The sequence below is a fragment of the Providencia sp. PROV255 genome (assembly GCF_028478065.1).
In the GTDB taxonomy this organism is placed as follows: domain Bacteria; phylum Pseudomonadota; class Gammaproteobacteria; order Enterobacterales; family Enterobacteriaceae; genus Providencia; species Providencia rettgeri.
In genome coordinates this window covers 1-13,203 of the sequence record NZ_JAMPMI010000008.1, presented here as the reverse complement: position 1 = coordinate 13,203, position 13,203 = coordinate 1, and the positions used below count along the sequence as shown (strand labels likewise).

The 13,203-nt window shown below is 39.6% G+C and carries 11 protein-coding genes; 8 read left to right on the top strand and 3 right to left on the bottom strand.

Annotated features, from left to right (window positions below):
- Positions 1 to 53: 53 nt before the first annotated feature.
- The gene (gene fumC, locus PR725_RS06920; protein WP_004910966.1) at positions 54 to 1,451 is read right to left on the bottom strand and encodes a class II fumarate hydratase; all 1,398 of its coding nucleotides are present in this window, start codon (positions 1,449 to 1,451) and stop codon (positions 54 to 56) included.
- 179 nt (positions 1,452 to 1,630) lie between these two features.
- Between fumC and manA the strand changes: the two genes are divergently transcribed.
- The 4 genes from manA (at position 1,631) to PR725_RS06900 (ending at position 7,201) form a co-directional block, all read left to right on the top strand.
- Positions 1,631 to 2,806 (top strand): mannose-6-phosphate isomerase, encoded by a 1,176-nt coding sequence (gene manA / locus PR725_RS06915; RefSeq protein ID WP_272568266.1) that lies wholly within the window; start codon positions 1,631 to 1,633, stop codon positions 2,804 to 2,806.
- A 107-nt stretch (positions 2,807 to 2,913) separates the two neighbouring features.
- On the top strand, positions 2,914 to 4,560 hold the full coding sequence (locus PR725_RS06910) for a YdgA family protein (protein WP_231136923.1): 1,647 nt from the start codon (positions 2,914 to 2,916) through the stop codon (positions 4,558 to 4,560).
- 194 nt (positions 4,561 to 4,754) lie between these two features.
- Complete coding sequence (gene add / locus PR725_RS06905) at positions 4,755 to 5,756, top strand: adenosine deaminase (RefSeq protein ID WP_109912256.1); 1,002 nt, start codon at positions 4,755 to 4,757, stop codon at positions 5,754 to 5,756.
- Between the two features lie 230 nt (positions 5,757 to 5,986).
- Positions 5,987 to 7,201: an ADP-ribosyltransferase domain-containing protein gene (locus PR725_RS06900; protein ID WP_004910973.1), complete on the top strand. Its 1,215-nt coding sequence runs from the start codon at positions 5,987 to 5,989 to the stop codon at positions 7,199 to 7,201.
- A 307-nt stretch (positions 7,202 to 7,508) separates the two neighbouring features.
- On the opposite strand, the gene PR725_RS06895 is transcribed toward PR725_RS06900, so the two are convergent.
- Positions 7,509 to 8,489 (bottom strand): bile acid:sodium symporter family protein, encoded by a 981-nt coding sequence (locus PR725_RS06895; protein ID WP_110731946.1) that lies wholly within the window; start codon positions 8,487 to 8,489, stop codon positions 7,509 to 7,511.
- A gap of 60 nt (positions 8,490 to 8,549) precedes the next feature.
- Positions 8,550 to 9,593 carry an oxidoreductase gene (locus PR725_RS06890; protein WP_109912258.1) on the bottom strand — a complete coding sequence of 348 codons (1,044 nt, stop codon included), beginning with the start codon at positions 9,591 to 9,593 and terminating at the stop codon, positions 8,550 to 8,552.
- A gap of 128 nt (positions 9,594 to 9,721) precedes the next feature.
- Here PR725_RS06890 and PR725_RS06885 point away from each other — a divergent pair, with 128 nt between their 5' ends.
- The 4 genes from PR725_RS06885 to rsxC form a co-directional block, all read left to right on the top strand.
- The gene (locus PR725_RS06885; RefSeq protein WP_004910980.1) at positions 9,722 to 10,162 is read left to right on the top strand and encodes a DUF2569 domain-containing protein; all 441 of its coding nucleotides are present in this window, start codon (positions 9,722 to 9,724) and stop codon (positions 10,160 to 10,162) included.
- A gap of 84 nt (positions 10,163 to 10,246) precedes the next feature.
- On the top strand, positions 10,247 to 10,828 hold the full coding sequence (rsxA, locus tag PR725_RS06880) for an electron transport complex subunit RsxA (protein ID WP_004910983.1): 582 nt from the start codon (positions 10,247 to 10,249) through the stop codon (positions 10,826 to 10,828).
- A complete protein-coding gene (gene rsxB, locus PR725_RS06875; RefSeq protein ID WP_109912259.1) occupies positions 10,828 to 11,442 on the top strand; it encodes an electron transport complex subunit RsxB in 615 nt (204 codons plus the stop codon). The genes rsxA and rsxB overlap by 1 nt, the downstream gene beginning before the upstream one ends.
- The coding region (gene rsxC, locus PR725_RS06870) for an electron transport complex subunit RsxC (protein WP_272568259.1) at positions 11,435 to 13,203 on the top strand (1,769 nt) is incomplete at its 3' end. The genes rsxB and rsxC, both read left to right, overlap by 8 nt.

Here is a 13,203-nt window from a genome sequence, read left to right as displayed (position 1 = left end):
CCCATCTGTAAAACAGTATGGGTGTTATATACTCGCTCGTTTAATTGGCTAGCTTAAGATTTCATGCTGCCCACCATATCTTCTGGACGAACCCAATCATTGAATTGTTCTTCAGTTAAATAGTTGAGTTTCAATGCAGACTCTTTCAAAGTCAGCCCTTCTTTGTGCGCTTTTTTAGCGATTTCTGCCGCTTTATCGTACCCAATGTGAGTATTTAAAGCTGTTACTAGCATTAATGATTCATGAAGTAATTTTTCAATACGCTCACGGTTTGGTTCAATTCCAATCGCACAGTGCTCATTAAAGCTACGCATACCATCCGCTAACAAACGAACGGATTGTAAGAAGTTATCAATTAGCATTGGGCGGAATACATTCAGCTCAAAATTACCGGATGCACCACCAATATTAACAGCAACGTCATTTCCCATCACTTGTGCGCATAACATGGTTAATGCTTCACACTGCGTAGGGTTAACTTTACCTGGCATGATTGAGCTGCCTGGCTCATTTTCTGGAATTGAAATTTCACCAATGCCGCAACGTGGGCCAGATGCTAACCACCTAACATCGTTCGCGATTTTCATTAAAGAGGCAGCCAAACCTTTTAAAGCACCGTGTGCGTGCACAAGGCTATCGCACGTTGCCAATGCTTCAAATTTATTAGGCGCTGTAACAAATGGCTGGCCAGTTAATTCTGCGATTTTTTTCGCAACACGCACTGCATATTCTGGATGCGTATTTAAACCAGTTCCTACTGCTGTACCACCTAACGCTAATTCGCACACATGCGGAACAGCGTTTTCAATGTGTTTTTCATTATGCGCCAACATTGCAGCCCAACCTGAAATTTCTTGACCTAATGTCAGTGGGGTTGCATCTTGTAAGTGAGTACGACCGATTTTTACGATATCTTTAAATTCTTTCGCTTTTGCATCTAATGTTTGATGCAAAACTTTCAGTTCTGGGAGAAGATGTTCGCGGATTGCGACAACCGCAGCAACGTGCATTGCCGTTGGGAAAACATCATTTGAACTTTGACTTTTATTCACATCATCATTAGGGTGAATAAGACGATCATTGCCACGTTGGCCACCGAGAATTTCGCTACCACGGTTAGCTAAAACCTCGTTCATGTTCATGTTACTTTGCGTACCAGAACCTGTTTGCCAAATGGCTAGTGGAAATTCCGTTGGATGTTTGCCAGCTAAGACTTCGTCAGCAGCAGCAATGATTGCATCACCGCGCTCTTTGGCTAATAATCCAAGATCCATATTGACACTAGCAGCGGCTTTTTTTGTGATAGCGAGTGCGTGAATCAACGCAACAGGCATTTTTTCTACAGATATACGGAAATGTTCTAAAGAACGCTGCGTTTGCGCGCCCCACAATTGGTCAGCAGGTACTTCAATTGGTCCCATTGAGTCTTTTTCAATGCGAGTGGCTGCCATTACTATCTCCTTAGGTACATACACAGAATAATTGATTTTAGAATCATCTGCTTGCAGGTAAGCAAATAACCGAGCAGTATAATGCCACAAATTGAATTTCATTTATGAGACTTGGTCGAGCTTATTGTACTGTAGTGAAAAGGAAATCAGTTGATTTTTATGAAAAAGAGAATTTTGCTATGCTTAAAATGATAAACAAAGTCCAAAACTATGACTGGGGCAGTAAAACAGCCCTGACTAAGCTATATGGGATTTCAAACCCTGATAACTTACCTATGGCTGAACTTTGGATGGGAGCTCATCCAAAAGCAAGCTCTGAAGTTCTCGATGAGGAAAAAAATCAAAGCATTCCACTTAATGTCTTAATCGAAAGTGCTCCTGAAACCTATTTAGGCCAGCATGTCGCACAAACTTATCATCGTTTACCTTATTTATTTAAGGTGTTATGTGCAGCTCAACCGTTATCTGTTCAGGTACACCCAAATAAAACTTATGCTGAAGTTGGGTTTGCCAAAGAAAACTCAGCCGGGATCCCATTAGACTCCCCAATACGCAACTATAAAGACGATAACCATAAACCTGAATTAATCTTTGCATTAACGCCTTTTAAAGCCATGAATGCGTTTCGCCCACTCGACGAAATTGCACAATTGCTGGATTTTGTTTCAGCAGCACATCCGGATATTCAGCTATTTGTTCAGGACCCAACTGAAGAAAAATTATCACGTTTATTTGCACAAATTCTTAATCTGACAGGTGAACAAAAAGATTTAGCGCTTGGTGTATTGAAAGCCGCGTTAAATAGCCGACAAGGTGAACCATGGAACTCGATAAAACAAATGGTTAGCATGTACCCTGAAGATAATGGGCTATTTACCCCACTTCTTCTTAATATCGTTGAATTAGAGCCTGGTGACGCGATGTTCTTATATGCAAGAACACCGCATGCCTATCTTGAAGGTGTTGGGTTAGAGGTGATGGCAAATTCCGATAATGTGCTGCGTGCCGGGTTAACAAACAAGCACATAGATATTCCAGAACTGATTGCTAATATTGACTTTAAGCCTACGTTTGCAAAGGATTTATTAAGCATTCCCGAAAAATCTGGAAATATCTGGAAATATAATATTCCAGTAGAAGATTTTGCATTTAATATATATTCTATAGACCACTCGGAAGTTGCGCTATCTAACAATAGTGCCTCAATTTTGTTCTGTATTGAAGGCCAGTTAGTTTTGCATTCAGGTAATGATGAAATATGCATTAATTCAGGTGAATCTGTTTTTTTACCGGCTTATGAGAAAAGCATAACCATTAATGGCAGTGGTAAACTAGCCCGAGTATTTAACAAATAGAGTCATATTCTGTATTTAACCGTCTTCATTCAATGAATGGCGGTTATTTAAAACTTTTATAAATTTATAAGTACGGCAATAACGTACTGAAAGGATGGATGTTTATAATGAAAAAGTCATTAGTCGCGGTTGGTGTTATTGTTGCTCTGGGTGCAGTGTGGACCGGAGCTTCATGGTATACAGGTTCTAAAGTAAAAGATGAACTTGATAGAGTAATCCTCAAAACCAACGATTTTTTTGCTGTAAATGTGCCTGAGTCAGGTTTGAATTTTAAAGTAGAAAATTATGAAAAAGGTGTTTTTTCATCTAAAGCGGATATCGTAATCACCTCTGCTGATTCTGCATCACCAGACGACTCTATCGTATTTAAAACGAATATTGATCATGGTCCATTCCCATTATCACAAGTCGCTAAGTTTAATTTATTACCAAAATTAGCAGCGACGCAAATTGAATTAGCTAACAACGCAACAACAAAAGAATTGTTTGAAGCGACACAAGGTAAACCATTTATTCATGGTTCTGCGGTCATTGGCTATAGCAAAAGTATTGATACCAATTTAGAGCTGATCCCTGTCGAGTATAAGAAAGATGACGTTTCATTATCTTTCAGTGGTTCTAAGTTTGATGTATCAACGACTTCCGACCTTGCTGCTGTAGATGCAACTTTAGTCACTGATAATTTAGTTATCGGTAAGAAAGATAACTCTGAATCTATGACACTAAAAGGCTTAAAATTAGTCTCTAATGTGACAAAATCACAATATGGCTTCTACACCGGAACCCAGTCATTTGTTATTGCGGATACAGATTTCGACATTCCTGAAACCAAATTCTCTTTTAAAGATTTCAAAATTTCAAGTGACACCTCTATTACTGGCGAAGATGTGAAAGGGAATATTTCTTATAGCATCTCTGACTTAAAAGCATTAGAGCAAAACTTAGGTTCAGGCGAACTGACGGTTGCTATTGAAAAATTAGATGCAAAAGCATTAGGTAAATTCGTTGAGCAATATAATGAAGCTTTAGCACAAGGTTTAGCTAATGGCGACCCAACTGAAGCAACAGAGCGTTTAGCTATGGAAATGATGTCTACGACATTGCCAGAGCTAATGAAGAGCAAGCCGGTATTCACGGTTAGCCCTTTCTACTGGAAAAATGAAGCTGGCCAAAGCTCAATTGACCTAAACATCACATTCAATAAATGGAACCAAGACGAAATTACTGCGTTAGCAATGTCTAACAAAGTTGATGAAGCTATCAAGCAGCTCATTACTTCTTTTGATTTCAATTTAAAACTGAATAAACCAATGGTGATCGAATCAATGACTCAAGCAATGATTTTAGATCAAGGTGTTCCAGTTGATGCTAACACGAAAAAAGAAATGAAAGGCATGGTCACTTCTGAGTTTGAAGGTGTTCAGCAAATGCTGACTTCAGATATGTTCTCTTCTCCGTTTGAAGAAATGTTTATGACGGATGAAGAACGTGCTGAAAAAGCTAAACAGAAAAAATCACCTTGGATGATTGATAGCGAAAATGATTTAACTATGACTATCAAATTTGCAGGTAATGACCTGACATTCAATAATGACAAATATACCTTAGCTGAGTTCCTCACTAAGATGAAAGTGATGTCTAATCCAGAAGATGCATTAGAATATGAAGCAGTACCTGCTCCAGATGCAGAACCAGCACCAGGAATGGAAGTTGAGCCTGAATTAGCACCACAAGATGCAGCGCCAGCTAACTAATCTAATTGATATAATTTAATCACAAAAGCCAGTTAATATTAGCTGGCTTTTTTATTTTCATCGCAAAATAAATGTGATTGAGATCACATTTAAAATGTAATTATTGATCACGTTTCACATTTTTCGTGATTTACAATTGCCTTTAGCGAAATAAAAGCCAAAATGAGGATAGAAAATAGATAAAGGATCATTCCGTGATTAAAACACATTTACCTTTAACCGATTTACACCGCCATCTTGATGGCAACATCCGTCCAGAAACAATTCTCTCCTTAGCAGAGCAGCACCATATTCAATTACCTGCTTCAGAGCTTGAAGCATTACGCCCTCATGTTCAAATTATAGGACAAGAAGCTGACTTAGTCGGTTTCTTAGCAAAACTTGATTGGGGGGTCGCTGTTTTAGCAAACTTAGATGCCTGTCGCCGCGTGGCATTTGAAAATGTTGAAGATGCTTTTAATGCAGGTATTGATTACGCAGAGCTGCGCTTTTCCCCTTATTATATGGCGATGAAACACCAATTGCCTGTTGAAGGTGTCGTTGAAGCCATTGTTGATGGTGTACGTGCAGGGTGCCAACAATTTGATATTAAAATTAATTTAATTGGTATTTTAAGCCGTACTTTTGGCCAACAAGCCTGTACAACTGAGCTGCAAGGATTATTAGCGCATCGGGATCATTTATGCGCATTAGATTTAGCGGGAGATGAGCTCGGATTCCCTGGAGAGCTCTTTGAGTCACATTTTATTAAAGCTAGAGATACAGGGTTAAATATTACTGTTCATGCAGGTGAAGCGGCTGGTGCAGACAGTATTTGGCATGCTATTAAGGTATTAGGCGCACAACGAATTGGTCATGGCGTTAAAGCAATAGAAGACCCTGCTCTAATTGAGTATTTAGTAAAACATCAAATTGGCATGGAAAGCTGTTTAACGTCGAATATTCAAACAAGTACAGTTCCATCCTTAGCTCAACACCCGTTAAAAAACTTTTTACAACAAGGTGTTCTGGCTTCAATTAATACAGATGACCCTGCAGTTCAAGGGATTGAGTTACGCCATGAATATGAAGTAGCTGCCCCACAAGCTGGTTTAACGGCAGCAGAAATAGAACAAGCACAACGAAATGGTCTGAGTATGGCATTTTTATCGGATAGTGAGAAAAATGCGCTGTCAAAAAAAGTCGCCAATCGCTAATTTATTTAGTTAAGATTTAGAGGGGATCTGCCCCTCTATCTCAATATCCTTAAAATTCCCCTTCCGAAAAATCTTTGGCCTGCATGCTGCTATATGAGATTGTTAATATCTGCCCTATTTTTTTAGTTAGCCGCTCTCTTACTATTTAAAAATCGTTTTACGCAAGCCTATATATTCATATTTTATATATTAATAAAAAACATCTTATATATTCATTTAGGAAAATCAGCATGACTATTATTAACTCAAGTACTTCAACACAACATATAGCTAGCCCAAATTTAAAACAGCAGCTCATATCGCAAAAAAATAGTTTAGTGAGCAATATTAATAAAATTAAGACTACGATAGAAACGAATAAAGCGGAAATGACAGAATTAAAAGAATTTATCAAACATAATATGTCATTCTTAAAAGAGTTGAAGAGTATCTCTGACCAACATGGAAAAGATAGCCAAGTCCGCCTCAAAAATGGGCATTTTAAATTAGGCCAAGGAAGTAATGTACTAAAAAATATTTTTTCCAGTGGCCGCTACCAAACTGAACGCACTGCCGCGGCAACCTTATTAAATGTAACAGCAAAAAGTGTTACTGTCGCCGATTCAACTAACTTGCTCACGAAGTTGAAAGCAAAAGATGAATCAACCTTATCATCACTGACCGATAACAATAAAAATGCTCAACAACAAATTGCTAGTCTCAGTAAAGAGCTTGCCCCAATAGAAACTCAATTAAACACGATTAAAACACAAGAAGCCGATAATGAGAAAGCAGCTGAACAGCTAAAAAATAAGCGTCAGCAATTTTCTTCTATCTACCAAAGTAATGAAGGTTGTAAAGCAATCAACAATGAGGCCCGCTATATTTTTGGTAATGGCAAACAAGGTGGCTCTTTAAGTGGTAGTAAAGTCATTGCTGAATATGAGCGAGTACATGGCTCAGATATTTTTTCAAAAGGAAATAGCCACATTAAATTTGAATTAAAATGTAACAGTGATAATTTAAATGAGTTAGTGAAAACCGCTGCTAAAAATTGGTATTCACCGTCAAGTACAACAGCAACCACCCATCGTGGGCAAGGTATGACTAGTGATGGCTTAAATACTTTAATTAATAATTTTAATGCCGACAAAAAAAGCGATAATAAGACGGTTTATCAGTTAGGGCAATTTTTTTCAACGTCGAGTAGAAATGATATTGCTAAGTCTTTTGCCAACCAGAGCCAAGATGATGTTAAAGTTATGTTTTTAGTGAAAGGCAATAGTGGCAACGGGATCACTCCGCAAGCTGGGCTAAGCTTTAATAATAATGAAAGTGAAGTACTCTACTCACCGCTGGCAAACTTTAGTGTCAACAATATTGTAAAAAACTCCAAAGAAAATATATATAAAATTGAGTTAACAGAAGTTAAATCTCAAAAAGACGCACAACTATTACCTTACTAGTTCGAGAGTTTGTTTTTGAGCCTATAACAATTATTTTTCTTTTTATAGGCTTTTTTGAATTTTAGCGTAAAATAATTAACCCTACCGTGCTTTCTGAATATATTAAGCCTGTCTAAAAACAATGCGTTACTTAAAATAACATCATCGATTATTAGCATCCACCGCATAAGCAGCGGCTCTATTGTTAATTATATAATTATTTGTATGTTGTAACTAAAAGGCGTGTATGCTTAGGAGATCGGTTATAAATCTAATTGAGGGGTAATGGCCTATTTTGTCAGAACAAAACCCCATGATTGCCCTATTGTCAGTCCTTAGTTGATAGCCTTTTCGCATAACGCTGAGCAAGTACAGCGCTGACCATCAGTTGTATTTGGTGGAAGATCATCAATGGCAATAAAATAACCCCCACTGTCGCAGCAGGAAATAACACGTTCGCCATTGGTACTCCATTCGCTAAACTCTTTTTCGATCCACAGAAAACGATGGTAATTTCGTCTTCTTTGCTAAAACCTAACAACCGTGCAGCTAACGTATTAAATACAATGACAATAAATAAAATAACGCAAGTAACAACCACTATCATTAAGAGTGAAAATGCATCTATTTTCTGCCAAATCCCCTCTACAACGGCTTCACTGAATGCCACATAAACCACTAACAATATTGAAGACCGGTCAGTCATATTAACTAACTTACGATTACGGTTAATCCAATTGGCAATTAATGGTCGAGATAAATGCCCCACAATAAACGGGAGCATTAATTGCATTAAGATGGAGCCTATCGCATTGAGCGTATCCATAGCTTGGCTACCATCAGCATCCATCAATAAGCCAACTAAGATTGGCGAAAGAAAAACCCCAAGAATACTCGACGCCGATGCACTACAAATAGCTGCGGCAATATTCCCACCGGCCACTGATGTGAACGCAATTGCTGATTGTACGGTTGCAGGTAAAGCACATAGGTATAAAAAGCCCATATACACAGTCGGTGACATCCATTTAGGTACAATCACCGCGAGTCCTAATCCTACAATAGGAAATACAATAAATGTACTCGCAAAAACCAGGAGATGTAGACGCCAGTGCCCTATCCCCGCCATGATTGATTCACGAGATAACTTAGCTCCATGCATAAAGAACAACAATGCAATTGCAGCTGTAGTTAAATATTGAAACCCCGTTTTTATGTCACCTTCACAAGGAAAAAGACTGGCTAGAATGACAACACCAATCATGATAAGTAAAAATGGGTCTATTCTCAGTTTAGCTAGCAAATTCATTCGATTATCCATAATAAAAGCCAGTTATGTTAACTGGCCTTATAGTGAGCGTTGATGACGTTAAAATATTTCTTCGATAGTCCGTTTTTCTTTTGCCGAACGTATACCTGCTTCAATAAGTTTCATAATATCTATCGCTTCGCTCGGGGTGACAGGATTTGGTTTACCATGGCGAATTGCATCATATATCCCTTGATAATAACCACCATAATTACCACGTTGGTTTGGCCAAGATTGTGTTATCAGCTCATCATCTTGTGACAGCGTCACATTACCCATATTGGTATCAATTCCCCAATCAGCCCCTTCTGGACGTTGGCCGCTCTTTAAGCAGTCTTCTTGGGTGTCTAAACCATATTTAACATAACTACCATTCATGCCATGAATAACATATATCGGCGTTGGTGCAGCGGCTAATGTTGTTGCATGTAATACCACCTTTTTATCGGCATATTGCAAAACGGCATGGAAGTAATCCACTGCCTGTGCATTTGGGCGGATCATGGCAAGATCAACATTGATCCCTAACGGCCTGCCAAAATATTGTAAGACTTGGTCTAATAAATGCGGACCTAGGTCATACCAAATACCGGCTCCGGGAATATCTGCTTCACGCCAGCGTTGCCTAACTAAAGGGCGATAACGATCAAAATGTGATTCATAGTATTTAATATCCCCGAGCTTACCTTCTTCTAAGATTTTTTTAACGGTTAAAAAACCGGAGTCCCAACGGCGGTTATGATAAACCGACAGTAATTTTCCAGCTTGCTCCGCTTGTTGTTTCAATTGTTCAGCTTGTGAGACATCTAATGTAAATGGTTTATCAACAACAACGTGTTTTCCCGCTGCTAATGCCGCTTGTGCGAGAGGAAAATGAGTATCATTAGGCGTAGGAATAACGACGAGTTCGATATCTTTATCAGCAAAAATAGCTTCCGGAGAGGCGGCAACATGAACATTTGGCCAATCAGCCTTAACCTTACTCGGGTCACTGCTAGAAATCGTTGTTAAATCATACCCTTCTAAAATGCCAAGGAAGGGAGCATGAAATGTTTTGCTAGCATAGCCATATCCGACGATCGCAACTTTAATTGGTTTAGACATTTAGACCTCATACAACGATAAACACAGGTGGAGATAAAAAGTACCATCAGAAGGAATGAAATGGCAAATAAATCTATGATAGGATTGTAAATTGTCCAGCGACTTCGCCAAAATGGGTTTTATTGATTATGACTTCAGTTTATGACGCCAACCGCATCACTGGCTGGTTATTAGTTCCAGCAATCTATTTGTTATTAACCTTTTTAGCTGTTTGCAGTATGACTGTCATGTATTGCATTAAGTTTTATGAGATTGTCACGACTGTTGACCATTGGACAAGCTTTATTCCTGCCGCATGGTATCTGTCATTCGCGATTACTATTGGGATGACTATTTTCAGTATCCATGTGTTGCAGCTAATGTTTTCTCGTTCAAAACATTTTCCCCGCCGCTTTATTATTTGGTTAATGATTTTATTATTATTAGGTATAAAAACCTTCGCATTTTCACCTATTGATGATGAAACTGCTTTGCAAGTCTTAGCGTGGCCTTTAATTGGTGCAGGTTTCTTTGTCCCTTATTTAAAACGGTCCCAACGTGTAAAAATGACTTTCACACAAGATCGATAAGCATCACATAAATTGCTTGATATCATAATGATAGTTTAACTGGCTTCGGTCAGTTTTTGTTCTTTTTTCATTTCAGGCAATAGCATGACTGATTATCTATTACTCTTTGTTGGAACAGTACTGGTTAACAACTTCGTTCTCGTTAAATTCCTAGGCTTATGCCCTTTTATGGGCGTCTCAAAAAAACTCGAACCCGCCATTGGAATGGGCTTAGCAACGACGTTTGTTATGACATTAGCGTCAATCAGTTCTTGGTTGATTGACACTCTCATCCTCATTCCTCTCGACCTCATCTATTTGCGAACGCTAAGTTTTATTTTAGCGATTGCTGTCGTTGTACAGTTTACTGAAATGGTGGTGAGGAAAACGAGTCCAACGCTTTACCGTTTACTTGGTATTTTTCTGCCTTTAATTACCACCAACTGCGCGGTTCTTGGTGTTGCCTTATTAAATATTAATATGTCTCATACTTTTATGCAGTCTGCCGTGTATGGTTTTGGCGCTGCTGTGGGTTTTTCATTAGTGATGGTGTTATTTGCCGCTATTCGCGAACGTTTAGCTGTTGCCAATGTTCCTGCTCCTTTTAAGGGCTCGTCAATTGGGTTAATAACTGCTGGCTTGATGTCTCTCGCGTTTATGGGCTTTAGTGGTTTGGTGAAATTCTAATGATGTCTGTATGGATTGCTATCGGTATATTAGCCGTTTTTGGCCTTATTTTTGGGCTGATTTTAGGGTATGCCTCATTACGATTCAAAGTTGAGGCTGATCCTATTGTTGAACAAGTTGAAGCGATATTACCTCAGAGTCAGTGCGGTCAATGTAGTTACCCTGGCTGCCGTCCTTACGCTGAAGCGGTTGCAAATAATGGGGAAATGATCAACAAATGCGCCCCTGGTGGTGAGCAAGTCATGCTAAAAATCGCTGAGTTGCTTAATGTTGACCCCCAACCAATCGATGGTGGTGAAGCCGCGCAAAATCCAGTTCGTAAAGTTGCTATTATCGATGAAGAAAACTGCATCGGTTGTACTAAATGCATTCAAGCCTGCCCTGTTGATGCTATTGTGGGTGCAACCCGCGCCATGCATACCGTTATTGAAGATTTGTGCACAGGATGTGACCTGTGTGTAGCCCCTTGCCCTACCGATTGTATTGAGCTTGTTCCCGTGAAAACCACCACAGCCAATTGGAAATGGGATTTAAACACCATCCCAGTCAAAAATATCAATGTTGAACCCAATGAACCATTTGTAACTAAAGCAAGGGGTGAAACTCATGCTTAAGCTCTTTAATTGGTTGAAAAAAGATAATATTTGGGATTTCAAAGGCGGGATCCATCCGCCTGAAATGAAGCTACAATCAAGCCAAACACCAATGCGTATTGCATCAATACCTGATGAACTGGTTATCCCATTACAACAACATTTAGGCCCTGAAGGTGAACTGATTGTTCAAGTCGGTGACTTCGTTTTAAAAGGCCAGCCTTTAACTAAAGGCCTTGGACGTACTGTGCCTGTTCATGCTTCAACTTCAGGGGTTATCACTGCGATTGAACCCATGGTGACAGCGCATCCTTCTGGCTTAAAAGAGTTGTGTGTACGTATTGCATCCGATGGCCAAGATACATGGTGTACTTTATACCCAGAGCCTAACTACGTTCAATTAACCCGCGCTGAATTACTACAGAAAATTGAACAAGCGGGTATTGCGGGTCTCGGCGGTGCTGGTTTCCCAACCGCATCAAAATTGGCAGGTGGTCAAGATGCAATTAAAACATTAATTATTAATGCGGCTGAATGCGAACCTTATATCACAGCCGATGATAGATTAATGCAAGAACATGCACAGGAAGTTATTGAAGGCTGCCGTGTTTTACAGCATTTATTGAACCCAGACCAGGTACTAATTGGTATTGAAGACAATAAACCCGAAGCTATTCGTGCACTTAAAGATGCAATCACCTCGCAAGACAAACAAATATTCATTCGAGTTATACCAACCAAGTACCCATCAGGTGGTGCTAAACAGCTGACAAAAATTTTAACGGGAAAAGAAGTACCATCCGGTGCGCGTTCTTCTCAAATTGGCGTGTTAATGCAAAACGTCGGTACTGTGGTTGCTATCAAACGCGCGGTTATCGATGGCCAGCCATTAATCGAACGAGTAGTCACTGTCACAGGTGAAGCAATCAGCAAACCGGGTAATTTTTGGGCTCGTTTAGGGACTCCAGTTAAACATCTATTACAGCAATCAGGTTTTAACCCTGAACCAGAACAAATGGTGATTATGGGAGGGCCTTTAATGGGCTTTACCCTACCCGACTTAAATGTTCCTGTCGTGAAAATTTGTAACTGTTTACTGGTTCCTACAATGGAAGAAATGGGGCCTAAAGCACTAGAAGAAGCGTGTATTCGTTGTGGGTTGTGTGTTGAGGCCTGCCCTGCTGCGTTACTACCTCAGCAACTTTACTGGTTCAGTAAAGGAGATGAACACGAAAAAGCGCAAAAACATAATTTATTTGACTGCATAGAGTGTGGTGCATGTGCTTATGTGTGCCCGAGTAATATTCCGTTAGTGCAATATTATCGTCAAGAAAAAGCAGAAATTCGTGAAATTGCTCAAGAAGAGCGCCGTGCTGCTGAAGCAAAATTGCGTTTTGAAGCAAAACAGTTGCGTATGGAACGTGATAAACAAGCACGAGAAGAACGCCATAAAAAAGCTGCTGTGCAAGTCGATAGTGCAGATAAAGATGCCGTTAATGCCGCTTTAGCACGAGTCAAAACCAAACAAACGCTGACAGCAGAACCCATTAAGATTGTTTCCGGTGAACTCCCAGACAATAGTGCAGTAATCGCCGCTCGCGAAGCTCGTAAAGCCCAAGCTCGAGCTAAACAAGCTGAAAAGCTGGCCAATGCACAAACAGAAACTGTTGATATAACAGCAACGGATGATCCCCGTAAAGATGCCGTCGCCGCAGCTATTGCGCGTGCGAAAGCTAAAAAAGCCGCTCAAGAGCAATCTGCAACGCCGCCAGTCGTTGATGA

What these genes read in the sequence shown, in the direction of transcription:
- fumC (WP_004910966.1), bottom strand. Translation starts at nt 1,451, where the DNA reads ATGGCAGCCACTCGCATTGAAAAAGACTCAATGGGACCAATTGAAGTA.
- manA (WP_272568266.1), top strand. Translation starts at nt 1,631, where the DNA reads ATGCTTAAAATGATAAACAAAGTCCAAAACTATGACTGGGGCAGTAAA.
- PR725_RS06910 (WP_231136923.1), top strand. Translation starts at nt 2,914, where the DNA reads ATGAAAAAGTCATTAGTCGCGGTTGGTGTTATTGTTGCTCTGGGTGCA.
- PR725_RS06900 (WP_004910973.1), top strand. Translation starts at nt 5,987, where the DNA reads ATGACTATTATTAACTCAAGTACTTCAACACAACATATAGCTAGCCCA.
- PR725_RS06895 (WP_110731946.1), bottom strand. Translation starts at nt 8,489, where the DNA reads ATGAATTTGCTAGCTAAACTGAGAATAGACCCATTTTTACTTATCATG.
- PR725_RS06890 (WP_109912258.1), bottom strand. Translation starts at nt 9,593, where the DNA reads ATGTCTAAACCAATTAAAGTTGCGATCGTCGGATATGGCTATGCTAGC.
- PR725_RS06885 (WP_004910980.1), top strand. Translation starts at nt 9,722, where the DNA reads ATGACTTCAGTTTATGACGCCAACCGCATCACTGGCTGGTTATTAGTT.
- rsxA (WP_004910983.1), top strand. Translation starts at nt 10,247, where the DNA reads ATGACTGATTATCTATTACTCTTTGTTGGAACAGTACTGGTTAACAAC.
- rsxB (WP_109912259.1), top strand. Translation starts at nt 10,828, where the DNA reads ATGATGTCTGTATGGATTGCTATCGGTATATTAGCCGTTTTTGGCCTT.